Raw genomic sequence first — 25448 nt, 5'->3', positions numbered from 1 at the left:
CCCGTGGACCCGACTATGGAAATTATCAGCAGAAGCCGGCGATCTGCGCCCAGGCGTCCTTGTTCTCCTCCACACCGTCACGGGTGAAGGTGGCCTCGATCAACCCGTAGGGGCGATCAGCGACAATGAGCACTTCGTTCGGGTTCTCCAGTCCGAAGCGTTCGATGTCGTAGAGGAAATGGTGCTTATTCGGGCAGGAGAAACGGATCTCGTCGATCTCCGGCACAGCCTCGATGACCTTCTCACCCATCTGGTACAGGGTGTGCTGCAGGGCATGCGAGTAGTGGTCGGTGAACGAGTCGAGGATGATCCCCTTGACCTTCTCATAGGTTGCCTCGAAGTCGAGGTCCTGAGTGTTGTAGATCCACCGGGTTGCGATGTCGGTGGCCAGGATGCGGTCGTCGGTCTCCGGCAGGGTGGTGTACTTGTCCTTCGGGTAGCCGACGAAGCCCGATTCCGTGGTCTTGAGCACGGTGAGTCCGTAGAAGCCGGAGATCAGGGTGCTTGTGTCGCCGTCGCGAGTCAGCACCGCGGTACGGGTCTCCGGTGCGGACTTGTAGAACGAGTGGTTGTGATCGTTGATGCGCGACCAGCCGTACTCTTCGGCCGCCCAGCGTCCGCCGGTGACCCAGTCGAAGCTGGAGGTGAAGTGCTCGCCGAGTCCGAGGAGGAACTGTTCGGGTGAGCTCACGCCGAGCTCCTTGGCCTTCGCGAAGACCGTGTTCTTCTGGGTGTCGGTGGCGACGATGTGTTCGTTGTTGCCCTCGGTGTGTGCGGTCTCGAAGTCGCCCCACAGCTGGGAGGTGACGTTGAGGTCGCGGATCTCGTGACGTTCTGAGTCACGGAAGACCCTCATCAAACGATTCTCCGCCTTGCCGTACTGATTCGTTGTCAGTTTCACCTTGCTCATCTTCTTGCTCCTGTTGCTATGCCAGCGACCGCGCCGGCCTCGTCACCGAGTCCGGCTTGGCCGCTGTGACCAATTGATTTGCGAGGTTGCCGGGCGTCGAACCCGGCGAACTTCGGCGGTTTGTTGAGGATCTTCATCCTGCAGGGGGCCTGCTTCCCCTGATGTCTTATGGGTGGTGCTGTCCGCTCAGCTGCTCAGCTGCCTCGGTAGGTGCTGTACGCGAACGGACTCAGCAACAATGGTATGTGATAGTGCGCCTCGCCCCCCTTGACCGTGAAGTCGATCGTCACCTGGGGGTGGAAGTGATCCTGCCCCTGGGCCTCGAAGTAGGCACCGGTACCGAATACGATCCGATAATCACCGGCGCCGAGGTGGTCCGGTCCGAATTCCGAGACACGACCGTTGCCGTCGGTGCGGGCACTGGCGAGCACCTCGGTGCCGGAGTAGAGCGTGACCTCGAGGTCGGCGGCAGGGGTGCCGAGCGTGGAGTCGAGGGCGTGGGCGGAAATGAAGCTCATGCGAGGATTCCTTCGAGTCTGAGTGCGGCGATCTGGATCAGCTGCTCGCCGACCTCGGCGAGTTCGTCGGTGTCGGTGTTGGCCATGCGGCGCTGCAGCTCGGCGAGAATCTCCTCGGGGCTGCGACCGGCTGCGCGGATGAGGAAGACGCGGTCGAAGCGCTCTTCGTAGGCGGCGTTGCCTGCGGCGAGTCGTTCCTGTACGTCACCGTCGAGGGTTCCCAGGCCAGCCTGCTCACGGGAGGAATGGGCCGCCTCGGCGGACGAGCCCTTGGCCTTCTCCCCGATCCGGGGATGGTGGGACATGGCCTGGTTGATCTCGTCATCGGTCAGTGGGGCGGCGCTGGTGCGGGCGGCCTCGAGGGCGGCTTCGACTGTGGAGAAAGGGCGTGCGGCGACGACCCCGTCGATCCACCGGTCGACGTCGAGGCACGGGCGCAGGGTGGCGCGGGCGTCGTCGGTCGACAGCTGATTGAACTCGCTTAGGTCCACATTGACCTCCTGAGAAAATCGAGATGCTCAAGCACTGAGAATGTGTTTCACATCACGGAAGATTATTTCCATTTAACTGCTTCGAGTTTGACCCCAGGCTCGCGCTAAGTCAAATTTCAGAGTCGACTCTGGTGGCGCCGTCTGGCCGGATTTGGAAAAGTTATTCCACAAAGCGGATAATGGTGACAGAGCCCCCCGCGCAGTCCGCGTTCTGGGCACTTGGCCATCGTTTTCTCGACAATGAGGTTGAATGACGTCATGAGCATGGAAGCACCCACGATCGTCTGCGCGCCCGATTCCTTCAAGGGTTCGGCCGGCGCCCCCGCTGCCGCCGCCGCCCTCGCCCGCGGTGCCCGCCAAGTGTTCCCCGACTCGCAGATCACCGACCTGCCCTTCGCCGACGGCGGTGAGGGAACCCTCGATGCCCTGTTGGCCGTGTGGGACACCCCAGCTCGTTCCGTCGAGGTCGTCGATGCCCTGGGCCGCCCGACGACAGCCCTGTTCGGCATCTCCGCCGATGGGAAGACCGCGGTCATCGAGGCAGCTCAGGCCAACGGTCTCCCCCAGGTCTCCGACGTCGCCCTCGCGCCCGAGCGCGCCGATACCTACGGCGTGGGCCTCATCGCCCGCCACGTCCTGGACCAGGGCGTCGAAGAGATCCTGCTGTGCATCGGCGGCTCGGCGAGCACCGATGGCGGCGTCGGCATCGCCTCGGCCCTGGGCGCGGCCTTCACCGACGCTTCGGGCTCACCGATTGCGCCGGGCGGAGGCGGGCTAACGGCTCTGGCCAACGTCGATGCCTCGGGCCTCGATCCACGTGCCCGTAAGGTCCGTTGGCGCATCGCCGTTGACGTCGACAACCCGCTCACCGGCCCCCGCGGTGCCGCCGCGGTCTTCGGTCCGCAGAAGGGCGCCGATGCCGCGTCCGTTGCCGTCCTCGACTCCGGACTGGCCCACCTCGCCGAGGTGCTCGCCGGCTCGTCTGCGGAGGCGTCGTCACTTGCGGCCACGCCGGGCTTCGGTGCCGCCGGCGGAATCCCGCTGGCCCTGACGAGCCTGTTGGGCGCCGAGGTGGTGCCCGGGTCGACGATGGTCGCCGAGGCCGTGGGCCTGACCGAGGCCCTGGCCGACGCCGACATCGTGCTCACGGGCGAAGGATCCTTTGACTCCCAGTCCCTGGGAGGGAAGGTCGTCGCGGCCGTACGCGACTATGCTCCCGCCTCGGCGAGGATCATCGTCGTCGCCGGCCGCGTCGCCCTCAGCCCCGCCGAATGCCGCGAGGCCGGCATCACCGCGGCCCTGTCGATCGCGCCGGGCCCCGCCGACCTCGCCGAGCTCTCCGGCCGCTCCGAAGAGCTCATTGAAGCCACCGCCGCTCACGCGTGCGCGCTCGTGAGCGCGGGCGTCGCGGGCGCGGGCGCGCAGAAGAACTGACCACCACCAGCACAAGCAGTCACCTACGAAAGGACGCATCATCATGGCGACACAGCTCGAAGTCGGACAGAGCGCACCGGACTTCTCCCTGGCCGATGCCAGCGGAAAGACCTACTCGAAGGCGGACTTCGCCGGGCAGAAGGTCATCCTCTACTTCTACCCGAAGGCCGCAACACCCGGCTGCACCACCGAGGCCTGCGACTTCCGCGACAATCTCTCGTCCCTGGCCGCGGCCGGGTTCCAGGTGCTCGGCGTCTCCCCCGATGACGCCGAGGCACTGCAGGCGTTCACCGACGACCAGCACCTGACCTTCCCGCTGCTCTCGGATCCGGGCGCGGAGCTGGCGAAGGCCTACGGCTCGTTCGGTGAGAAGACGATCAACGGCAACACCTTCGAAGGCACCCTGCGCTCCACCTTCGTCATCGCCGAAGACGGAACCCTCTCCGACGTCGAATACAACGTCGATGCCGACGGCCACGTCGCCCGCCTCCGCGAGAAGCTCGGCGCCTGAGGCCAGCTCTCTCCTAAACCTCCCCGACGTCACTAATACCGCGCGGCGCCGCGATTCTTTAGTGACGTCGGGGAGGTTTAGCGTGCGACGATTCGCTCAGATACGATTCGTTTGATGTCCTCGAAGGGCCCTACGAGAAAAAGCTGCTTCCACGTCAGATGCACGACCCTGTATCCAAGTGCAGCCAGTTGCGCGTCACGAGCCTTTTCGTCTTCAAGCGCTCTCCGAGGAGTCCGAGGGCCCATGGAGTATTTTGCGAGGCCGTCCACTTCGACAATCACCTTCGCCGCACGATGACAGAAATCGACACGAGCGAAGACACGTCCGCTGCGGTCCCTGAAATCCACCTGCGGATCAAATCCACCGATGCCATGTTCGAAGAATCGTGCGGCGGCGACTGACTCTGCCGGTGACTCGCGCCGTGCATCCGCTAAATCCAGCGTAGTCCGGGCTCTCCTCTGAGCACGCGCTGTATCGCGTTCAGCAAAAGCCATCTCAATCTCTTCCATCGACGTCAGGCCCTGACGCAGAGCATGATCGACCATTGCCACCGCCGTTGCGAGCTCATAGGTCAGTGCGACATCGACAAGGGTCTGCTCAAGTGTGGTCACCCTATAGATGCCGATCGTCATTACGCTCTCAGGAGTCAGCTGTGTGTTTCGGACTCGAAGATGGCGATGCCTGCGCGAAGCGCCGCGCCGGATGACCTCCACCCGTTGCTCGGGAACGACGACGATCGGAAGCTCGTGGATGAGAGCGGCCGAGAGGTGTGAGAAGACTTCGCGTCTGCGACTCGTCCGCCCTGTTGCTTCTTCCTCGTTGACCTTCTCCGCTCGAGCGCGAACTAGGGCCTTGAGATATTGGTGCGCGTCTCGGCGGTCGTTGAAGAGCTCGAACTCCTCGGCATGCCCCTCGCGCACAGCGGCCCAGATGCTCTCATGCTCGACGTTCTCGCATGCTCGCTCGACCGCATAGCGACCCCGAGCGACTCGGCGAACACAGCAACGTTGAGCTCGCTCCAGCTCTCGTTTGGTGAAGCCAGAACGCAACAGTCGCCCGGTAGTCATTATCGAATACATACTGCAGATAATGACAACAAACAGCGTCACCCGCCACACCACGATGGAAACTGTGGATAAACCTGTGGATGACGCCCGCAATGAACCGACAAAACCTCCCCGACGTCACTATCCACGCGCGGCGCCGGGCGTAATTAGTGACGACAGGGAGGTTTACGGACCCGTGCCTCAGCGGGCGCGCAGCAGGTGGCCCTGCGGCTCGTCGAAGTTCACGGGGGCGCCGCGGAGGATCGTCTGCTTGACGGCGCCGCGGACGGTGCGGGCGTCGTAGGCGCTGATCTGGTTGCGGTGGTAGAGCTCTGCGGCTGCGACCGTCCACTCCTCGTCGGGGGCGAAGACTGCGAAGTCCGCGTCGTTGCCGAGCGCGATCGCGCCCTTGTTCTCCACCCCGGCGACCGCGGCGGGGGCCGAAGACATCCAGGCCACCACCTCGGCGAGGTCGATGCCGCGCTTGGCGGCCTCGGTCCACACGAGCGAGAGGCCCAGCTGCAGCGAGGAGATTCCGCCCCAGGCCGCACCGAAGTCGCCGGTGTCGAGCAGCTTGAGTTCGGCCGTCGAGGGCGAATGGTCGGAGACGATGCAGTCGATCGTGCCGTCGACAAGTCCTTGCCACAGGGCTTCACGGTTGGATTCCTCACGGATCGGCGGGCAGCACTTGTGCGTCGTCGCGCCGTCCGGAATCTCCTCGGCGGTGAAGACGAGGTAGTGGGGGCAGGTCTCAACCGTGAGCTTCACGCCCTCGGCCTTGGCCTCCGCGATCTGGGGCAGTGCGTCTGCCGATGACAGGTGCAGGATGTGGGCGCGGGCACCGGTCTCGCGGGCGGCTTCGATGACGCGGGCGATTGCGACGTTCTCGGCCTCACGCGGGCGGGAGGCGAGGAAGTCGCTGAATTTGCGGCCCGAGTTCTTCGGGGCCTCGGCCATGACCGAGTGGTCCTCGGCGTGGACGATGAGCAGACCGTCGTACTTCGCGAGCTCGGCCAGATCGGCGCGCAGCTCATCGGGCTCCAAGGGCGGGAACTCGTCGACGCCTGAGTCTTCAAGGAAGCATTTGAAACCGTAGACGCCCGCGTCGAAGAGCGGCTTGAGGTCACCGGTATTGCCGGGGATCGCACCGCCCCAGAAGCCGACATCGATGAAGGCCTTGGCCGCGGCGACTTCGCGCTTGATGTCGAGGGATTCGACGTTGACGGTCGGCGGCAGGGAGTTCAGCGGCATGTCGACGATCGTCGTCACTCCGCCGGCGGCTGCGGCGCGGGTGGCGCTGGCGAAGCCTTCCCATTCGCTGCGGCCCGGGTCATTGACGTGCACGTGCGAATCGACGAGCCCGGGCAGGAGAACCTGCGACTCATCGACGTCGACAACCTTCGCATCCGCCGAGGCGGCACCGCTGAGCACCGCTCCCACGGTGGCGATCTCGACGATCTTTCCCGCACGAACGCCGATCTCGGCCGCGCTCACGCCCTCGGGCAGAACCGCCCGCTGTGCCCGAATGATCAGGTCGAAGTCCTGGTCAGGACCCTGTGTACCGGCGTCATCGACGTTCATGCATCCTCCTCATGTGATCGGCCCGCGGGCCAAGCTCTCTGCTCGGCATCGATGCCGGCCGTTTTCCACGGCATCGATGCCCAATGTCTGCTGCGACGTGTCTCGCCAAGCATGTCAGACAAGTCCCGGGAGAGTCGGAATCAACCCTCCGACGCCCCCGGGACTATGGTATACCAATTGTGATGCAGCCGACATCTGATGCGACTGCTGCACCGCGTCCGCTGCGCAGCGGCTAGTAAGCCCCGACTACTTCGCCGCGGCCAGTTCGCCCATCGGCGTCAGCGCGGTGGGCGCATCTGCCGGAGTCTGGGCGAGGACGTCGAACTCGTTGATCGCGTCGAGGGCGGCGCCCATCGAGATGTTCGTGACGCGTTCGAGGATGACCTCGAGAACCACGGGAACCTGGTGCTCGCTCATGAGCTCCTTCGCCACCCGCAGTCCCTCGCCGATGAGTTCGGGGTCTTCGACGCGCAGCGCCTTGCAGCCCAGCCCCTGCGCGACGGCCACATGGTCGACGCCGTAGCTCGCTGCCTCACCCGAGGAGTTGATGTTCTCGAAGGCCAACGACACCTCATAGTCCATGTCGAAGCCGCGCTGTGACTGACGGATCAGGCCCAGATAGGAGTTGTTGACGACGACATGCAGGTACGGGATCTTGTGCTGCGCGCCGACGGCGAGCTCCTCGATCATGAACTGGAAGTCGTAGTCACCGGAGAGCGCGACCACGGTCTCATCCGGCTTGGCCTTCGCCACACCCAGCGCGGCCGGTCCGGTCCAACCCAAGGGTCCGGCCTGACCCGCGTTGATCCAGTGGCGCGGCTTGTAGACGTGGAGCATCTGCGCCCCGGCGATCTGGCTCAGGCCGATCGTCGACACATAGGTCACGTCCTCATCGAAGGCGGCGTTCATCTCCTGGTAGACGCGCTGCGGCTTGATCGGCATGTCCGTGTAGTTGGTCTTGCGGTGCTCGGTGGACTTCCGAGCCGTGCATTCGCCGGCCCAGCCGGTGAAGTCCGGCAGGCTCGCGCCGCCACTGCGACCGCGTGCGGCCGTGAGCAGAGCGTCGAGTGCGGCTCCGGCATCGGAGGCGACACCGTAGTCGGGTGAGAAGACGCGTCCGATCTGGGTCGGCTCGATGTCGATATGGACGAACTTCCGACCCTTGCGATAGACCCCCAGGTCACCAGTGTGACGGTTGGCCCAGCGGTTGCCGATGCCGATGACCAGGTCGGATTCCAGGAACGAGGCATTGCCGTAGCGCACATGAGTCTGGATGCCGACCATGCCTGCCTGCAGCGGGTGGTCGTCCGGAATCGCACCCCATCCCATCAGGGTCGGTGAGACCGGGATGGAGGTAGCCTCGGCGAATTCGACGAGCTTGTCCGCGGCATCGGCGTTGAAGATGCCGCCGCCGGCGATGATGAGCGGGTGCTTCGCGGCTGCGATGAGGTCGAGGATCTTCTCCGCCTGCGCCGAGGTGGCCGCCGGCTTCGATGGCACCAACGGTTCGTAAGTGGCGATGTCGAAATCGATCTCGGCCTGCTGGACATCGATCGGCAGGTCGATGAGCACCGGTCCGGGACGGGCCGAGCGCATGAGCTGGAAGGCCGACTGGAAGACCCCGGGGACCTGACCGGCTTCGAGCACGGTCTTGGCCATCTTGGTCACGGGCTTGGCGATGGAGGCGATGTCCACGGCCTGGAAGTCCTCCTTGTCGAGGACCGCGACGGGAGCCTGTCCGGTGATGCACAGGATGGGCTGTGAGTCCGCGGCTGCGGCGTAGAGCCCGGTGATCATGTCGGTCCCGGCCGGTCCCGAGGTGCCGAGGCAGACGCCGATGTTCCCGGCCGCTGCCCGCGTGTACCCGTCGGCCATATGGGAAGCCCCTTCGACGTGGCGAGCCAGTGTGTGGCGGATTCCGCCGTGGGCCTTCATCGCCGAGTACAGCGGGTTGATGGCCGCGCCCGGCAGGCCGAATGTTTCGGTGGCGCCTTCCTTTTCGAGGATGAGCACCACTGCGTCAACTGCGCGCATACGTGTCATTGTTCTTCCTTCGTTTCAGTGGCCCAGTCAAGGACCGAAGTTCAGTGGACCGGCGACGACGCTGTCGCCGGTCCGGTTCGTGGTGGGGATTACTTCTTGCCCGAGAGCTGCTCGACGACGGTGAACAGACCCGAGTGGTCGAGTCCTCCGTTGCCCTGCTGGACGGTCGAGGCCACAAGCTGGGCGACGGCCGATCCGAGTGGGATCGCGACGCCGGCCTCGCGGGCTGCTGCGGTGACGATGCCCATGTCCTTGTGGTGCAGTGCCAGCCGGAACCCGGGGTCGAAGGAGCGGTCGAGCATCTTCTGGCCCTTCTGCTCAAGAACCTTCGATCCGGCCAGTCCCCCGCCGAGGACCTGCAGCGCCGAGGTGGTCTCGACTCCGTAGGCCTCGAGGAAGACGACAGCTTCGGCGAGGAGTTCGATGTTGCCGGCGACGATGAGCTGGTTCGCGGCCTTCACGGTCTGTCCCGAGCCCGAGGGCCCGACGAGGACGATGGTCTTGCCGATGGCGTCGAAGACATCGGCCACGGCATCGAAGTCGGCCTGTTCGCCGCCGACCATGATCGACAGTGCACCGCTGACCGCGCCGGCCTCGCCACCGGAGACCGGTGCGTCGAGGGGCTTAAGACCCTTCTCCGCCGCCTGAGCGGAGAGGTTCTTGGCGACGTCGGGACGGATGGTCGAGTTGTCGATCCAGTACGCGCCGGACTTGGCGTGGGCGAGGATGCCCTCCTCGCTGGTGAGCACGTCTTCGACGTCGGGTGAGTCGGGGACCATGGTGATGATGACATCGGCACCGTCGACCGCCTCGGCGATGGAGGATGCGGCCTGGCCGCCTGCCTTCGCGAGTTCGGCGGCTTTCTCGGGTGAGCGGTTGTAGCCGCGGACGGTGAAGCCGGCGCTGACGAGGTTCTTGGCCATCGGCAGACCCATGATTCCGAGTCCGATGAATGCGATTGTCTTGCTCATGTTCGTGTCCTATCTGGTGAGGAAAGTCGGAGGTGGAGGCGGATTCAGTTCGCGAGCCATTCGAATGCGGTGGCGCGATCCTGCTTGTATTCGAGGGCGATGGAGCCGGTGTAGCCGAGTTCGTAGGAGCGGTTGATCCAGTCCTGCAGGGGCAGTTCGCCCGTTCCGGGTGCTCCGCGGCCGGCTGCGTCGGCGATCTGGATGTGTCCGAACTTCGCGGCGTCGGCCTCGATGACCGCGGCCACGTCGTCGCCGTTGATCGACATGTGGAAGAAGTCGGCGAGGACGGCGATGTTGCCAACACCCTGGTCGCGGACCCGATCGACCACCTCGGCGGCGTCTGAGGCGCGCTTGAGCGGGTAGTCCTCGGCTCCGGAGACGGGTTCGACGAGCACGGTTCCGTCGATGGCGGCCACAGCGTCGGCGGCGAGCTTGAGGTTGGCCACGGCGACTTCGTCCTGCTCCTCAGGCGTCTGGCCTTCGGTGCGCAGACCGTAGAGGGCGTTGAAGGCGCGACAGCCGGTGCGGCGGCCGATCTCGACGACGATGTCGACGTTGGCTGCGAAGTCGGCCTCGGCGCCCTTGATCGAGACCATGCCGCGGTCGCCGCCGGCCATGTTCCCTGCCCAGAAGTTCAGGCCCTTGAATTCGACGCCCGCGTTGTCGAGTGAGGCGATGAACTCATCGACCTCCGCCGAGGAGGGCCTCGGGTTGCCGTCGAAGGGCCACCAGAACTCGACCTGGCTGAAGCCGGCATCCTTGGCCGCCTGCGCCCGCTCCATCACGGGCAGCTCGGTGAGCAGGGTGGAGCAGTTGAGGATGTAGCTGTCGGCATTGGTGAAATCGAATGTCGTCATGGGATTCTCCTTCGCGTCGCTGCGAGTGTGGATTCATGTTTTCCGTATTGTGGAAACTCATTTCCGTTTGATGAAATCAAGCATAGGCAGGCAACTGAGACGGAGTCAACCCACCGAGGCGGATTAGTCGGAAATTCTCGAAGGCAGCGCAGTGCCGACGACTTGCCCCGAATATCGAAACCAGCTACCCGAATCGCGTATTTGACTTCGCAGAAAAAGAGGCAGAACGTAGTGGAGATCACACTTTGTGGAAGATCGAATCCACGATACGGAAGAGTAATGAGGCTTACTCCGGAAGGCTGAGATATGACCGAGAATTCGACGACGAAGTCCCTCCCACCCGGGTCCAAGCGACCCGAAGACGCGTGGCTCCCAGTGCCCAAGCTCTTCGCCTACGGGCTCCAGCATGTCCTCACAATGTACGGCGGGATCATCGCGGTGCCCCTCATCATCGGCAAGGCAGCTGGTGTCGACGGCGATCAGCTCGTCGCGCTGGTCACCGCCAGCCTCTTCGTCGGCGGCATCGCCACACTCATCCAGAGCATCGGCCTCCCCCTCGTCGGGTCGAAGCTCCCGCTCATCCAGGGTGTCTCCTTTGCCGGAGTCGCGACGATGCTCGCCATTCTCACCGGCGGCGGCAGCCTCAGCGACATCTTCGGCGCGGTCATCGTCGCCAGCGTCATCGGCTTCGTCATCGCCCCGTTCTTCGCGCGGATCATCCGCTTCTTCCCACCCGTGGTCACCGGGGTGGTCATCACGGCCATCGGACTCACTCTCATCCCGACGGCGGCCAATTGGGCCATGGGCGGCGATGAGGCCGCTGCGGACTACGGCTCCGTGCAGAACATCGCCCTGGCGTTCATCACCTTCGCCGTCATCCTGCTGCTGAGCAAGGTCGGCTCGGCCGCCATCTCGCGGCTGTCGATCCTGCTCGGCCTCATCATCGGCACGGGCATCGGTGCCGCCATGGGCATGACTGACTTCTCCGAGGTCGGGCAGGGCGCCCCCGTCGCGATCCCGGGACTGCTGCCCTTCGGCGCACCGACCTTCGACCTCGCTGCGATCGGGTCGATGCTCATCGTCATCCTCGTCATCAAGACAGAGACCGCGGCCGATGTGCTGGCCGTCGGCGAGATCATCGGCACCCCGGTCGACAAGAAGCGGGTCGCGGCCGGCCTGCGCGCCGACATGGCCTCCTCGGTCATCGCACCCTTCTTCGGCTCCTTCACCCAGTCGGCCTTCGCACAGAACGTGGGCCTCGTGGCGCTGACCGGGGTCCGCTCCCGCTTCGTCGTCTCCGCGGGCGGCGTCATCCTCATCCTCCTGGGACTCATGCCCGTGCTCGGTCAGGTCGTCGCTGCGGTGCCGATGCCCGTCCTCGGCGGCGCCGGCTTCATCCTCTTCGGAACCGTGTCGGGATCAGGCATCCGCAACCTCAAGGAGGTGAAGTTCGAGGGCAACATGAACCTCATCATCGTCTCCGCGTCCCTCGCCTTCGCCCTCGTCCCCGTGGTCAAGCCCGACTTCTACGAGCACTTCCCGTCCTGGGTGCAGACGATCTTCCACTCGGGAATCTCCTCGGCCGCGATCATGGCGGTGCTGCTCAACCTCCTGTTCAACGAGCTGCGCTTCGGCAACTCGACCAACCCTTCCGTCTACGCCGCGAAACCGGCACGCTTCCTCACGCCCTCGAACCTCAAGGATCTGCGCGAGGGCGACAAATTCATCGATGGGAAGTTCGTCGACTGCGACGGCGAGGAGATCCCACTCGTCCCCGATGAGCAGGCCGAGGAGATCCAAGCCGCGATCGACTGCGGTGACATCGTCGACACCGCCAGCGTGAAGCAGGTGGTCACCAGCGATTCAGACAACCACCGCTGACCCTCAGCCCTTCACGAGCCGGCCGTCGACCCACACCTGGGCGATGTCGGCTGGGGTCCCCATGGCGAAGATCTTCGCCAGGGCGTCGTCATCGCTGCTGGCGTGCTCAAGTCCCACGGCCAGCGGCTGACCCGCGGTCGGCTGGATGTAGGCGGCATCGAAGCGCTTGCCCTCGGACAGGTCCCCGACCTGATCGCTCAGTTCTAACGCCTCGGCGCCGGCCGCAGTGGCCAGGTGCAGCAGGTGTGCCGAGCTCAACGGCAGACCGCCGGAGGGATCGAGCTGCTGCATGAAGTAGGCCTGGACACCCTCCTTGAACAGGGAGAATCCCGTTCCCGCGCCCACGTCGGAGCCCAGTGCCACACGGACCCCGGCCTCGATGTGTCGGCGCAGCGGGAAGAACCCGCTGGCCAGGTTCGAGTTCGAGGTCGGGCAGTGCGCCGAGGCGGCCCCCACTTCTGCCATCCGCGCCAGTTCGCGATCGCTCGGGTGGACGTTGTGGGCCAGGATCGTCTGCCGGTTGAACAGGCCGGCCCGGTCGTAGGTGTCGAGATAGTCGAGTGCCTCGGGGAACTTCTCGGCGACACCGGCGATCTCGTCGCGGTTCTCGTTGAGGTGCGAGGTCACCCAGATGCCCGGGTTGTCGGCCACCAGCTGCCCGCCTGCAGCCAGCAGCTCTTGACCGGCTGAGAAGGAGAAGCGCGGGGTCACCGCGTACCGAAGGTGGCCCTTCCCATGCCAACGATCAATGAGGTCCTGGCTCTCGGACACGGACCTCTCCACGCTCGTCAGCAGCGGTTCCGGGAGGATCGTGTCGCTGGTGACCAGTCCCGATGTGATCCGCAGACCCACCTCGGCGGCCTGGGTGAAGAAGGTGTCCATCGCGGTCGCGAAGTGCGAACCGAAGACCATCGCCGAGGTGGTCCCCGCCGAGGTCAGTCCGGTGAGGAATTCGCCGGCCAGGGCCGAGGCGTAGTCGTGATCGCCCAGCTTCGCCTCTTCGGGCAGGGCACAGTGGTCGAGCCAGTCGAGCAGGGGCTTGCCGAGGTAGCCGATGGCACGGATCTGCGGGTAGTGGACGTGGGTGTCGATGAGGCCGGGGATGAGGACACCGGCACGGAGGTCGACCACCTCGGCGTCGGGATGGTCCGCGGTCGCACTCGCGAAATCGGTGCGGGCGGTGATCAGTCCGTCATCGACGACGAGAGCGACGTCAGAGTCGGAGCGCAGGCTTCCCCCGCTGAAGGGGTTAGTCGGTGTGTCGAAGACACGGGCGCGGTAGATGAACATAGTGGTACTCCTTGGAAAGCGTAAAAGTCGGTCTGTCGAAAGTCTCAGCCCATGCGCCGCAGCAGGTCGGCGGCGACGCTGAGCGCGATCGTCGCCGGCTGCTTGCCGGGCAGGTCTGGGAGGCCGATGGGGCAGTCGATGGTATCGACGGTTTCGGGTGTGTGGCCCTCGGCGATGAGATTCTTCCGAAAGCGCTGCCATTTGGCGCTCGACCCGATGAGGCCGATGGAGCCGAGGTCACCGCGGGTCAGTGCGGCATCGCAGAGATGAAGATCCTCGGCGTGGTCGTGGGTCATGATGAGCACGTGGGTGCCCGCGGGCAGCCCGACGAGCACCTCCTCGCCGACGACGGCGAACTCGCGGTGGATCGCCGCCACTGACGGCTCCAGTCGGTCGAGCTTCTCAAGGTGCTCGGGACGGGAGTCGCTGACGTGGACGTCGATGTCGTGGCGGGCCAGGATCCGAGTGAGTTCGAGTCCGATGTTGCCGGCACCGAAGATCGCCACCGAGGCGGGAACGGGCAGCGGTTCGAGCAGAACGCTGACCTCTCCCCCGCAGCACTGACGTCCGTACTTGGCCGGTGCCTTGTCATTGAGCCGCAGCGTGAGCATCTCCGGTTCAGCCCGGGACTCCCCCGACTCTGAGCCTGCGGCCGCGAGGATCTCGCGGGCGCGGGTGACGGCCGTCATCTCGAGATTGCCGCCGCCGATGGTCCCATGCAGGTCATCTGCGGTGACGATCAGCTTCGCGCCGGCCTCACGCGGGGCATGCCCGCGGACCGAGGCGAGAGTGACGAGGACGGCCGGCACTCGAGCCCTGCGAAGCTCGGCTGCTGTGTCCATCCAGGTCATGACGGGACACTGATGCCTTCTGCTGCCGTCGCGGCCGGAGGAGTCGTGACAGGCGAGCGCACCGATTCGATGGCCCAGAACACCGACTCGGGTGTGGCCGGCGAGTTCAGCTGCACGGACGCACCCGGCTCACCGAATGCAGCGACGGCATCGCGCAGAGCCTCACGCACGGAGAAGGCGAGCATGAGCGGGGGTTCGCCCACGGCCTTCGAACCGTAGACCGCGCCCTCTTCGTGCGCCTTGTCCAGCAGGGAGACGTTGAAGACCTCGGGGGCTTCGGAGAAGCTGGGGATCTTGTACGTGCTCGCGGCCTGAGTTGCCAGGCGTCCACGGCTGGGCTTGTCGGATTCGTCCCAGCGCAGATCCTCCAGGGTCAGCCACCCGGCGCCCTGAACGAAGCCGCCCTCAATCTGGCCCAAGTCGATGAGCGGCGAGAGCGAGTCCCCGACGTCATGGACGATGTCGACGCGGCGCAGCCGGTAAGAGCCGTCGAAGCGGTTGACCTCGACCTCGCTCGCGGCAGCGCCGTAGGCGAAGTACTTGAAGGGCTCGCCGGTCATCAGCGACAGGTCCCAATGCAGCCCCTCGGTCCGGTAGAACCCGGAGGCCGAGAGCTGGATCCGCTGGAAGTAGGCGGCATTGATGAGCTCTTCCCAGGTCACCGTCTTCTTCGATGACAGGGCGCTGACGATGCCGCGGCTGACGCTGACCTCGTGCGCCGGAGCCCCGAGGATCCCAGCGGCTACCTGCGTCAGACGACCCAGAATCTGCTCGCAGGCGTCCTTGACCGCACCGCCGTTGAGGTCGGTGCCGGAGCTCGCTGCCGTCGCCGAGGTGTTGGGAACCTTGTCCGTGCGCGTGGGCGCAAGCCGCACCGTGGACAGGGGCACACCGAGGGTGGTGGCCGCGACCTGCAGCATCTTCATGTGCAGGCCCTGCCCCATTTCGGTGCCGCCGTGGGTGACGAGGACGGAACCGTCCTTGTACACGAGCACGAGGGCCCCACCCTGGTTGAAGGCGGTGAGGTTGAACGAGATCCCGAACTTCACCGGGGTCAGAGCGAGCCCGCGTTTGACGTTCTCGTTCCGGGCATTGAACTCGGCGATCTCAGCTTCCCGAGCCTCCACCTCGGCGGAGTTCACGAGCTGGTCCCAGGCGGCTTCCATCCGTTCGGGATGGCGCACGGGCTGGTAGTAGGGGGTGTCCTGGCCGGCGGAGTAGAAGTTGCGGCGGCGCAGTTCGCGGACGCTGAGTCCCAGTTTCGGGGCGACTCGGCCGAGGATGTCCTCCATCACGAGCATGCCCTGGGGTCCGCCGAATCCGCGGAAGGCCGTCTGCGAGGTCTTGTTGCACTTCGCGATGCGTCCGGCCACCCGGATGTTGGGCACCCAGTAGGCGTTGTCGATGTGGCACATGGCGCGGGTGAGCACGGGCTCGGACAGGTCGAGGCTCCACCCGCCGTCGGCGGTCAGCGTCGCGTCGAGGGCGAGGATCTTGCCCTCGTCGGTGAAGCCGATCTTCCACGAGGAGTGGAAGCCGTGACGCTTGCCGGTCATGGTGATGTCGAGCGTGCGGTTGAGGCGCAGTCGCACCGGTCGACCGGTGAGCTTCGCGCCGAGGGCCGCGAGCGCGGCGTAGCCGTGGGGCTGCATCTCCTTGCCGCCGAAGCCGCCGCCCATGCGCAGGCACTGCACGGTCACCTCGTGGGCGGGAACTCCGAGGACGTGGGAGACGATGTCCTGGGTCTCGGTGGGGTGCTGCGTCGAGCATTGGACGAAGACCTGTCCGCTCTCGTCGACGTGGGCAAGTGAGGCCTGGGTCTCGAGGTAGAAGTGCTCCTGTCCGGCGAACTCGAACTCGCCTTCGAAGACGTGTGCGGCATCGGCGAAGGCTCCTGTGGCGTCGCCCTTGTCGATGACGGGCTGGATGCCGTGGAAGCTCTGCGCATCGATCGCCTCACGCACGGTGACCAGCGAGGGCAGGGGCTCGTAGTCGACAGCCACTGTCGCGGCTCCGGCCTTCGCTGCTTCGAGGTCGGTGCCGAGGACCCAGGCGATGGGCTGGCCGAAGAACATCACTTCATCGACGGGCAGCATCGGCTCATCGTGTTTGACGCCTTGGTCGTTGACGCCGGGGACGTCTGCTGCGGTGATGACGCGGACGACTCCGGGCACCTGATAGGCCGGCTCGATGTCGACCGTGCGAAGTTTCGCGTGCGCCTGGGTGGACTGAACCGGGTAGGCGTGGAGGACTCCGGCGAGGCGTCCCACGAGGTCATCGGTGTAGAGGGCCTCTCCGGTGACGTGACCGAAGGCGCTTTCGTGGTGATGGGACTCACCGACGATGGGGTCGGTGGGTCGCTGTGAGAGCTGGCTCATCGTCCTGCCTCCTGTTCGGCATAGAAGCGTTCCAAGGAGGACCGCAGCATCGCGGTCCGATATTTCGCACTCGCCCGGTGGTCATCCATCGGGGTGCCTTCGGCGGCCAGAGTCTCTGCCGCTGCGTGGACGGTTTCGAGGCTCCAGGGTGCGCCTTCGAGCTGGGCCTCGGTGGCCGTGGCGCGCAGCGGAGTGGCTGCGACTCCCCCGAGTCCCAGTCTGGCCTTGGTCACGATCCCGCCTTCGACGGTGACCGCGTAGCCGATGGCGACCGAGGAGATGTCGTCGAAGCGACGCTTCGCGATCTTCTGGAATGAGGTCATGGGCGCCAACGGCAGCGGGATGCGGATGGCGGTGATGAGTTCACCGGCCTCGCGCACGGTCTGCCGGTAGCCGGTGAAGTACTCGGCCAATTCCACGACCCGAGATCCCATCGCCGAGGTGAGCACGAGCCGCGCGTCCAAGGCCAGGAGCGCCGGCGGGGTGTCGCCGATGGGTGAGCCCGTGCCGAGATTGCCTCCGATGGTGGCCGCGTTGCGGATCAGGCGGGAGGCGAACTGCGGGATCAGCTTGCCCAGCAGCGGGATCGAACCGGCGAGCTCGCGTTCGAGTTCGCTCAGGGTATGAGCGGCACCGAGTTCGATGTACTCGGGAGTGCGGCGGATGCCGCGCAGCTCGGGCAGACGGTCGATGGCCAGCATCGACTTCGCCCGTGCCCCCTTGATGTTGACCTCCACACCCCAGTCGGTGGCGCCGGCGACGACGAGAACCTCGGGTTCGCTCGCCAAGATATCGAGCGCCTCGGCGAGTGTGGAGGGGCGACGGAAGCGTCCGGTCTCACCGGTGGCTGTGTCCGCGCGGTGGATGTCGGTGCTCGCCGAGGCGGGGGCCGGGTTCTGCCGACGCTGGGCGATCGTGTCCCCGGTTTCGGGCTGGCCGAGTGCGTAGGCGGCGTCGCGGATGGGGCGGTAGCCGGTGCAGCGGCAGAGGTTGCCGGACAGGGAGTGGATGTCGAATCCGTTGGGCCCGCAGTGATGCTCGTGCTCGCCTGCGTCGGCGGTGGCCTCTGCGGCGTCGTCGGCGCGTTCGGGCCGGTAGTATTCGGCGGCCATCGAGCAGATGAAGCCGGGGGTGCAGTATCCGCATTGGGATCCGCCGCGCACGGCCATCTCTTCCTGGACGGGGTGGACGGACTCACCGTCGGCGAGGCCTTCTGCCGTGATGACTTCCTGGCCGTCAAGTGCGGCGGCAGGCAGCAGGCACGAGTTGATCGATGTCCAACGGGTTGATCCATCGGCATCGGGGCGGGCGACCATGATCGCGCAGGCCCCGCATTCGCCTTCGGCGCAGCCTTCTTTGGCTGCGGTGAGGCCGACTCCGCGGAGGAAGTCGAGAGCATTTGTATGTGGTGGCCCGTCGAATTCGTGAACGTCTGAGTTCACTGAAACCTGGGCGGTGGAACGTTGAGTTGCCGGAGCAGACATCGCACTTACCTCCTGCGCCTCGTCTATGCGGCGCACAGTGCATGGTTAGAACATTTGCTTCGTTCTTCGAAACTTCTGGTTATCCATGCGAACAGCAGCGAAGAACGTGGTGTCGAGTTGACGAGGTGACCCGGTTGACTGGGTGGCCCGTCAGTGCAGCGACTGACGGGGCTTCAGTCGCCGTGTGCGATCTGGCCCTTTCCCCACGCAAGATGTCCCAACATTTCGTTCATCCTCCCAAGATAGCCGAAATCGGTCCGCGAACGAAGTACAGCACGAATCCGGCGGAGACGACCCAGAGAAGCCAGTGCACGTCCCGGCCGCGCTTGCTCATCGCGTGGATGAGTGCCCAGGAGATGAATCCGACGCCGATTCCGTTGGCGATCGAATAGGTCAGCGGCATGGTGACCATGGTCAGGAACACCGGCAGCGAGGTCCTGAAGTCACTCATGTCGATCTCGCGGATCTGTGTGACCATCATGGCGCCGACGACGACGAGCGCCGCGGCGCCGGCCTCCATCGGGATGACGCCGATGAGCGGTGCGAAGAACATCGACACCAGGAACAGCACGCCCGTGATGCAGGCGGCGAGTCCCGTTCGGGCACCTTCGGCGATGCCGGCTGCCGCGTCGACGAACACAGTGTTCGACGAGGCGGAGGCTCCACCACCGGCGACGGCACCGATGCCTTCGACGATGAATGCACCGCGGATGCGGGGGAACATTCCGTCCTTCGTCTGCAGACCGGCGCTGCGGGCCAGACCGGTCATCGTGCCCATGGCGTCGAAGAAGTTCGTGAACACCAGGGTGAAGACGAGCATTGTGGCCGCGAGGACACCGATGCGCTCGAAGGCTCCGAACAGGTCGAAGGCTCCGACGAGGGAGAAGTCGGGCAAGGCGACGACCTGGGCGGGAATCTCAGGCGCGGCGAGGTTCCAGCCCTTCGGGTCCGGGCTGACCGGGTCGCCCACGGTGCCCAGCTTCGCGAATGCCTGGATGATCATGGCCAGGATCGTGGCCACGATGATGCCGATGAGGATTCCGCCCGGAATGTTGCGTGCGACGAGGATGCCGATGAGGATCAGCGCCACGACGAACACCAGAGTCGGCAGCGATGCGATCGACCCGTCCTGTCCCAGCTGGACGGGAGGCCCTGCCGGGGTGCGGGTGACGAAGCCGGAGTTGACGAAGCCGATGAACGCGATGAATAGGCCGATGCCGACCGTGATCGCCACCTTCAGCGCGTGGGGCACAGCATTGAAGATCGCTGTCCGGATGCCGGTGGCTCCGAGGACGACGATGATGATGCCGTTGATGATGACGAGCCCCATGGCTTCGACCCAGGTGACTTCCTGGACCACGGAGACTGCCAGGAAGCTGTTCATGCCCAGGCCCGCGGCGAGCGCGAAGGGGAGCTTCGCGACGACGCCGAAGAGGATCGTGATGACGCCGGCGACGAGGCCGGTGACAGCGGTCAGTTGGGCGAAGTCGAGTGAGTTGCCGGCGACGTCCTGTGATCCGCCCAAGATGAGCGGGTTGAGGACGACGATGTAGGCCATCGCCACGAAGGCAACGATGCCTCCGCGGATCTCTTGTTTGATCGAGGACCCACGTGATGTGATTTCGAAGAATCTGTCGAGCAGACCGGGGCTCCCGCTGCTGTTGTCAGCGGTCTTCGTGTCCCGCTGTTGGTCGTTGTCAGCCATTTTCATGGACCACCTCAAGTTGTTCGATTTGATCAGTCACCGACATCGTCGTCAGCGACCATGCGCCTTGAACATGCGCAGAGAAACGAAGCCTGCTCCCACAATAGAAATTTCTTTTCGCATCATGGAAAGACACTTCCGTTCCGACTGACCAGTTAAGTCTGTTTTGCATTATGTGTCAACGATCACAATCCGATCACGGCACCCGGCCGGCGACAGCTCGCGCATTTCGACCACACGCAATCATCGCAAACGTCGTGGTTAAGGCCATCAGCGGGGTCGGAAACAGCAAAAACCCCGAATGCCCTGTCTGACCAGGGCTTTCGGGGCCTTGCACTTTGGCGGTGGCGGTGGGATTTGAACCCACGGTAGGGGGTTACCCTACACAACATTTCGAGTGTTGCACCTTCGGCCGCTCGGACACGCCACCGCGGACAACATTACATTCGGCCCTACGTCGCGTCCAAATCGAGCGACCGTGACTTGAACCACGCGCACCGCGAACCGACGGAGTCGACCTCACACAATTCGGCCACCTCGGCGCCCTCGGATCCACCACCAGACTGCGACGCCTGCGAACACGAGAGGGAGGAGGACGAAACCAACCCCGATGCTCGGAATCCACAGCCACACATGTCGTGCCCGCGCGCCGAGGAGTTCAGGCAACAGCCACCATCCGAGCCCAGCAATCGCCACAGCGGCGAGCATCCAGACCACCACCCATCGCCTCCGAGCTCGCACCGTGAACCCGACCGTGATCGCCGCCGCAACGATGGCGGCGATGGCAAGGACGATCAGAACGGGAGTCGGCGAACCTGCATCGGCCGGCCCATCACCACCGACACCGCGAGCCTCGTCGAAGAGCCGTTCGGACAGTGCCAGCAGCTCCTCCTCATGGAGCATGCCGGAGGCGTTCATGGTGGTGACCACCCCAACCCCTCGCTCCCTGTCCAGGTGCATCGCACTGAAGTACCCCGGTGCGGTCCCGGAATGCCACACAACCCCGTCATCGCGCAGGCGCAGCCCCATACCCATCCCGCCGTTGCCCCCGGTATCGACCGGCTGCGCAACCATTTCGTCAATGACCTCTGCACCGTCATCGCTGAGACCCCATTGCACGAATCCGCCTAAGGCGTCGACCGGACCGCCCTGATACCCGTAGCCCAAGCCGGCGCCGTCCCGCGGGCTCGGCCAGCTTATGGCGAAGTCACCGATGAAGCGCGCCCCCGGAGACAAAGCCTCAGTCTGCCCCACGCCCGGAAAGTATCGGGATTCCAACCGTGAGAGGCCCACGCCGCTGGCCTTCTCAGCCACTGCCTGAACGAGAACGTAGCCCAGACTGCTGTATGAATGACTCTGTCCGGGTCGGTCAAGGAGCGATATCTGCGGTAGGCCGGCAATGACCTCAGCGGGTTTTCGCTCCGCGTCATCGACGTCGAGGTGCTCCGCACCGAAGGGCAGGCCACTGGTGTGCTTGAGCAGCTGGCGGATAGTGATGGAACGCACCCCAGGGTCCCTCTGCTCGCGAAGTTCAGGCACATGCTCAATCGCACGGTCGTCAAGATCGAGGCGCCCCTCGCCCGCCAGTCGGACGACGGAGGCCGCGGCAAGCGGCTTCCCCACCGACCCCCACAGCATGCGTGCATCGGCATCAAGCTCGTTGCCGTCGGCGTCCGTCCCGGCCGCCCCCACGTCCACTCCGTCTGCAGTCACCAGCGCGATGGTCCCGCCGGGAACACCTGCATCATCGACCGCTCGCTCCAGGGATTCTTCCAGCTCGTGCAGCTGAGCTGCTTCCGGCACATCGGCGGCAGCGTGAGCCTGGGCCGGCACAAGCCCACATCCAACCAGGAAGACCACGATCACAGCAGCAATTCCCTGTTTCAATATACCCATACGGTTATTAAACCATATGGTGATATGGTTATGGAATGCCCCGCACAGCCGATCACGAACAACGTCGCTCACAGATCATCGATGCCCTGCTGGCCACGGCCATGAACACGGGGTTGGGGTCGGTGACGATTGCGAATGTCGCACGCTCAGCGCAGGTGTCCGTGGGTCTCGTCCAGCACTATTTCGACTCCAAGGACGTCCTCGTCCAGTCCGCATACGGTGCCTGCCTCGATCGCGTAGGATCTCGCATCGAAGCGCTCATCGAGCTCGGCGAGCACCAGCGATCGCCGATCCGGGAGATGATCGAATCGGCATTGGGCCAGCTGCTCCCTGTGGACGAACAGCGAACTGCCGAATGTCGACTCCGACAGGAGTTCCTCGGGTTCTCCGTCCGAAATCCGCGCCTCGCAGAGACAGCGCGGCAACGCGACAGTGAGCTTCTCGCTCGCCTCACGACCGGCATCAGGAACGGAATGGAGTGTGGCGAGGTGGACCCGGATCACAATGCCGCGGCGTCGGCGAAATCACTGCTCACCCTCTGCCACGGCACCGCCATACGCAGTCTCCTCACGGGCAGCACCGACACCGAGTCGCTCTCTGCAGCAATCGGCGGCATCTTCACCGGCGAATGCGATAGACGACCCGCCCTCAATTGAGCAGGCAGACCCGGGCCCTCAGCCGGCGGAGCGATCCCGCTTTGCGGCGAAGAACTCACTGAGCAGGTCACGGCATCTGCTCGCGGCAACTCCGGAGTAGACCTCAGGGTGGTGGAGGGCGGCGCGATCTCGCAGCAGATCCCAGACCGAACCGGCGGCTCCGGCCTTCTCATCGAAGGCTCCATAGACGACTCGCACAATCCGAGAACCGACAACAGCCCCCGCACACATTGCACAGGGTTCGAGGGTGACGACAAGGGTGGCATCGTCGAGGCGCCACCGTCCGGTCACCTCGGCGGCATTGCGCAGGGCCATGAGCTCGGCATGGCCGAGTGGATCCTGATCGACCTCGCGACGATTGTGACCGCGCCCGATCACCGATCCGCTGCCATCGATGACAACGGCACCGACGGGAACGTCGTCATGCTCGCTGGCCAGGGCCGCCTCGGCGAGGGCGAGGGCCATCCACTCCTGGAATTGCAGGTGCCCACCGAAGCCGAGCTCCGCACCCTCCTCCGGCGAAGCCTCCTCCGGTGAACTCAGCGTGCGGCCTGAAGCTGGTCGGCGAACCCGACGGTCTCACCGACGTGAGCGACGACGCGGGCAGGGTCTGAGCGATACTTCTCCACCTGTTCGATGAGGTCGGCGGCACGGACCCCGCGGTCGGCGTAGATTTCGGCGTCGCCGCCCCATTCGGCATCGGCGTCGAACTCGAGCATCTCGACTTCTTCGCCCTCGTCTTCGTCGTCCTCGGCCGCTTCCTCTTCGAGACCGAATTCCTCTTCGGGTTCGGCTTCGTAGGCATCGGGCTGAGAGTCGAGGAAGTCGGCGAAGATCTCTGCGAAGGGGCTGAGCTCGACGGCACGCAGGTCGGACAGGAAGACGCGGATCTCGTTGTCCGTGCAGACTCGCACGAGGCCGAACCATTCGTCCTCGTGTTCGATGACCGCGACCGATTCGCCGTCTTCGGATCCGGCAGCCTGCATCATCTCGACAAGACTGTCGAGGTCGGACGCATCCCGCACATCGACATCGAGCGCACGAAACCCATCGCTGGTTTCGGCAAGGATCTCAGTGAAGTAGGACATGCCTCCATTGTGACGCTTCGGTCGACCTTTCACCACAGTTCCACGCGCGAAGATGAAAAGTTCCGTACCATTTCTCTTATGCGCCTTCATGTTGCCGATCACCCGCTCATCGCCCACAAACTCAGCGTCCTGCGTGACCAGAGCACCGACTCCGCCCGTTTCCGCCAGCTCACCGAAGAGCTCGTGATGCTTCTCGCCTACGAGGCCACCCGTTCGGTGGCGATCGAGGACAAGGAGATCACGACGCCGGTCACGACGTTCACCGGCACCCGTCTGGCCGAGCCCCGCCCGGTCGTCGTCCCGATTCTGCGCGCAGGTCTGGGCATGCTCGATGGAATGCTGCGCATCCTTCCCACCGCCGAGGTGGGCTTCCTCGGAATGGTCCGCGATGAGGAGACCTTCGAGCCCAGTGCCTACGCCGATCGTCTGCCCGATGACCTCAGCGGTCGCCAGATCTTCGTCGTCGATCCGATGCTGGCCACGGGCGGAACCTTGGCCATGGCCATCGACTTCCTCCTCGCCCGAGGCGCCCGAGATGTCACCGCGGTCTGCCTCGTCAGTGCCCCGGAAGGCGTGGAGCGAATCGAGAAGGACTACGCACAGTCCGCGAACGTCGAGATCTACACGGCGGCGCTGGATGAGAAGCTCAACGAGAAGGGCTACATCGTCCCGGGACTCGGTGACGCCGGTGACCGGATGTACGGAATCGTCGACTGAGGACCGTCATATTTCGTCACACTTGTCTCATTTAGTGGCGATCCTTTGCAACCGACGAGTTTTGTGACAAATAATGAAGCTATGACTTCTACGACGCACTCGACGCGAATGTGCCCCGCAGGCATGTGTATGCTCTGCGTTCGTTGTCGGTGACCGTCTCTCCGCTGTCCGGCCTCGAACGAGTACACGCAGACTCCGCAGCGGACTCATTCAGTCACAACGGCCCTTCGGGTCGAAGCAAAGGACAGCCATGTCGAATCCAGAACCAGCGTACGCACATCCACGCAGCGCAGCTGCCATCCGTCGCGCAGGAGCCCGGTTGAGTGCAGTAGATCCGCAGAACCCGCCCCATACCTTCGGTCCAGCCGGTGTCGTGCCCTCGCCGAAGGCAGCGCGCGGAATCATCGTCTACATCGGTCTCGATGAGTCCAAGGCAGCCGCCGACGGCACGAATCTCTCCGCGATCGCCGGCGAACTGCAGGCCTATGCCAAAGAGCTGGCCTCCCAGGCAGAGACCCAGGCGGTCATCGCATTGGCTCCCGAAGGCCGCGGCAACGACATCGACGCCGTTCGCGCCGTCGCCAACGGCTCCCCCGCAGCCACAGGCACCCCGGCGGGAACTCACGGTCCGGTGCGCTCGCGTATCCCCAACCGCGTCCATCCTCCGGCCCTGCGCCGCGAGGCTGAGCCGAGCATCGGCGAGGCCGCACCCACCGGTGGATTCGGCTCCCGATTCGATGGGAACTTCCAGAACAGAACCGCCGAGCGCCTACGCATCGACATTCCGCGCCGCGAGGTTCGCATCGACGGTGATCTCATCGATGTCACCACCAAAGAATTCGACCTCCTAGCGACTCTCGTCTCTCATGCCGACTCGACACTGCCTCGCGAGGAACTCATCACGGCCGTCTGGTCGGGTGGAGAGGTACCTGATGAGAGGACTGTCGATGTGCATATCCGACGTCTGCGCAGGCGGTTGGGCGAGTACTCCTCGGTGATTCGCACGATGAGGGGCTCCGGCTACCGCTACGACACACACCCAGATGTCACGGTGTGGTCGGCCACTGCCCACCGGTGAACGAGGTTTTCGGGTGCAAGTGAGACACGTCGCATGATGCACCCAGCATGAGGACAGACTCA

The 25448-nt window shown here is 64.7% G+C and carries 22 protein-coding genes and 1 tRNA gene; 6 read left to right on the top strand and 17 right to left on the bottom strand.

What is annotated here, in order from left to right; all coding sequences use genetic code 11:
* Positions 1-25 precede the first annotated feature (25 nt).
* The 3 genes from pucL to uraD form a co-directional block, all read right to left on the bottom strand.
* Positions 26-910 (bottom strand): factor-independent urate hydroxylase, encoded by an 885-nt coding sequence (pucL, locus tag LQ788_RS04830; protein WP_231445622.1) that lies wholly within the window; start codon positions 908-910, stop codon positions 26-28.
* Positions 911-1104: 194 nt separating this feature from the next.
* Positions 1105-1428, bottom strand: coding sequence for a hydroxyisourate hydrolase (uraH, locus tag LQ788_RS04825; protein WP_231445621.1), 324 nt, complete (start codon positions 1426-1428; stop codon positions 1105-1107).
* Positions 1425-1919 carry a 2-oxo-4-hydroxy-4-carboxy-5-ureidoimidazoline decarboxylase gene (uraD, locus tag LQ788_RS04820; RefSeq protein WP_231445620.1) on the bottom strand — a complete coding sequence of 165 codons (495 nt, stop codon included), beginning with the start codon at positions 1917-1919 and terminating at the stop codon, positions 1425-1427. Before uraD ends, uraH begins: the two co-directional genes overlap by 4 nt.
* 264 nt (positions 1920-2183) lie before the next feature.
* On the opposite strand from uraD, the gene LQ788_RS04815 reads away from it, so the two are divergent.
* Positions 2184-3353: a glycerate kinase gene (locus LQ788_RS04815; protein WP_231447329.1), complete on the top strand. Its 1170-nt coding sequence runs from the start codon at positions 2184-2186 to the stop codon at positions 3351-3353.
* Positions 3354-3396: 43 nt separating this feature from the next.
* Positions 3397-3864 carry a thioredoxin-dependent thiol peroxidase gene (gene bcp, locus LQ788_RS04810; protein ID WP_231445619.1) on the top strand — a complete coding sequence of 156 codons (468 nt, stop codon included), beginning with the start codon at positions 3397-3399 and terminating at the stop codon, positions 3862-3864.
* Positions 3865-3941: 77 nt separating this feature from the next.
* Here the strand turns inward: bcp and LQ788_RS04805 are convergent, their stop codons facing one another.
* The 5 genes from LQ788_RS04805 to LQ788_RS04785 form a co-directional block, all read right to left on the bottom strand.
* A complete protein-coding gene (locus LQ788_RS04805) occupies positions 3942-4496 on the bottom strand; it encodes a DUF559 domain-containing protein (RefSeq protein ID WP_231445618.1) in 555 nt (184 codons plus the stop codon).
* A gap of 615 nt (positions 4497-5111) precedes the next feature.
* The gene (gene allB / locus LQ788_RS04800) at positions 5112-6491 is read right to left on the bottom strand and encodes an allantoinase AllB (RefSeq protein WP_231445617.1); all 1380 of its coding nucleotides are present in this window, start codon (positions 6489-6491) and stop codon (positions 5112-5114) included.
* Between the two features lie 246 nt (positions 6492-6737).
* Positions 6738-8534: a glyoxylate carboligase gene (gene gcl, locus LQ788_RS04795; protein WP_231445616.1), complete on the bottom strand. Its 1797-nt coding sequence runs from the start codon at positions 8532-8534 to the stop codon at positions 6738-6740.
* Positions 8535-8623: 89 nt separating this feature from the next.
* Positions 8624-9505, bottom strand: a complete 882-nt coding sequence (locus tag LQ788_RS04790) for a 2-hydroxy-3-oxopropionate reductase (RefSeq protein ID WP_231445615.1) — start codon at positions 9503-9505, stop codon at positions 8624-8626.
* Between the two features lie 44 nt (positions 9506-9549).
* Positions 9550-10362 carry a hydroxypyruvate isomerase family protein gene (locus LQ788_RS04785; RefSeq protein WP_231445614.1) on the bottom strand — a complete coding sequence of 271 codons (813 nt, stop codon included), beginning with the start codon at positions 10360-10362 and terminating at the stop codon, positions 9550-9552.
* Between the two features lie 306 nt (positions 10363-10668).
* Here LQ788_RS04785 and LQ788_RS04780 point away from each other — a divergent pair, with 306 nt between their 5' ends.
* Positions 10669-12243 carry a nucleobase:cation symporter-2 family protein gene (locus LQ788_RS04780; protein ID WP_231445613.1) on the top strand — a complete coding sequence of 525 codons (1575 nt, stop codon included), beginning with the start codon at positions 10669-10671 and terminating at the stop codon, positions 12241-12243.
* Between the two features lie 3 nt (positions 12244-12246).
* On the opposite strand, the gene guaD is transcribed toward LQ788_RS04780, so the two are convergent.
* From guaD to LQ788_RS04745, 7 genes are all read right to left on the bottom strand, one after another.
* The gene (guaD, locus tag LQ788_RS04775) at positions 12247-13533 is read right to left on the bottom strand and encodes a guanine deaminase (RefSeq protein WP_231445612.1); all 1287 of its coding nucleotides are present in this window, start codon (positions 13531-13533) and stop codon (positions 12247-12249) included.
* A 44-nt stretch (positions 13534-13577) separates the two neighbouring features.
* Positions 13578-14384: a xanthine dehydrogenase accessory protein XdhC gene (xdhC, locus tag LQ788_RS04770; protein ID WP_317207060.1), complete on the bottom strand. Its 807-nt coding sequence runs from the start codon at positions 14382-14384 to the stop codon at positions 13578-13580.
* Entirely contained in the window at positions 14381-16762 is a 2382-nt protein-coding gene (gene xdhB / locus LQ788_RS04765) for a xanthine dehydrogenase molybdopterin binding subunit (protein ID WP_231445611.1), read from the bottom strand. Before xdhB ends, xdhC begins: the two co-directional genes overlap by 4 nt.
* Positions 16759-18246, bottom strand: a complete 1488-nt coding sequence (locus LQ788_RS04760; protein WP_231445610.1) for a xanthine dehydrogenase small subunit — start codon at positions 18244-18246, stop codon at positions 16759-16761. Before LQ788_RS04760 ends, xdhB begins: the two co-directional genes overlap by 4 nt.
* Positions 18247-18475: 229 nt before the next feature.
* A complete protein-coding gene (locus LQ788_RS04755) occupies positions 18476-19951 on the bottom strand; it encodes an NCS2 family permease (RefSeq protein ID WP_069599583.1) in 1476 nt (491 codons plus the stop codon).
* A gap of 339 nt (positions 19952-20290) precedes the next feature.
* Positions 20291-20381 (bottom strand) — tRNA-Ser (locus LQ788_RS04750).
* 89 nt (positions 20382-20470) lie between these two features.
* Entirely contained in the window at positions 20471-21847 is a 1377-nt protein-coding gene (locus LQ788_RS04745; RefSeq protein ID WP_231445609.1) for a serine hydrolase domain-containing protein, read from the bottom strand.
* Positions 21848-21882: 35 nt separating this feature from the next.
* Between LQ788_RS04745 and LQ788_RS04740 the strand changes: the two genes are divergently transcribed.
* Positions 21883-22503 (top strand): TetR/AcrR family transcriptional regulator, encoded by a 621-nt coding sequence (locus tag LQ788_RS04740; RefSeq protein ID WP_231445608.1) that lies wholly within the window; start codon positions 21883-21885, stop codon positions 22501-22503.
* Between the two features lie 18 nt (positions 22504-22521).
* On the opposite strand, the gene tadA is transcribed toward LQ788_RS04740, so the two are convergent.
* On the bottom strand, positions 22522-22968 hold the full coding sequence (tadA, locus tag LQ788_RS04735; RefSeq protein WP_231445607.1) for a tRNA adenosine(34) deaminase TadA: 447 nt from the start codon (positions 22966-22968) through the stop codon (positions 22522-22524).
* A gap of 74 nt (positions 22969-23042) precedes the next feature.
* Positions 23043-23591: a tRNA adenosine deaminase-associated protein gene (locus LQ788_RS04730; protein ID WP_231445606.1), complete on the bottom strand. Its 549-nt coding sequence runs from the start codon at positions 23589-23591 to the stop codon at positions 23043-23045.
* 78 nt (positions 23592-23669) lie between these two features.
* Between LQ788_RS04730 and upp the strand changes: the two genes are divergently transcribed.
* Positions 23670-24308 (top strand): uracil phosphoribosyltransferase, encoded by a 639-nt coding sequence (gene upp / locus LQ788_RS04725; RefSeq protein WP_009883966.1) that lies wholly within the window; start codon positions 23670-23672, stop codon positions 24306-24308.
* Between the two features lie 250 nt (positions 24309-24558).
* A complete protein-coding gene (locus tag LQ788_RS04720) occupies positions 24559-25386 on the top strand; it encodes a winged helix-turn-helix transcriptional regulator (protein ID WP_231445605.1) in 828 nt (275 codons plus the stop codon).
* Positions 25387-25448 lie beyond the last annotated feature (62 nt).

This window comes from Brevibacterium zhoupengii (assembly GCF_021117425.1).
GTDB lineage: Bacteria > Actinomycetota > Actinomycetes > Actinomycetales > Brevibacteriaceae > Brevibacterium > Brevibacterium zhoupengii.
The sequence above is the reverse complement of the archived record's forward strand: the minus strand, read 5'-3'. Positions and strand labels throughout refer to the sequence as shown.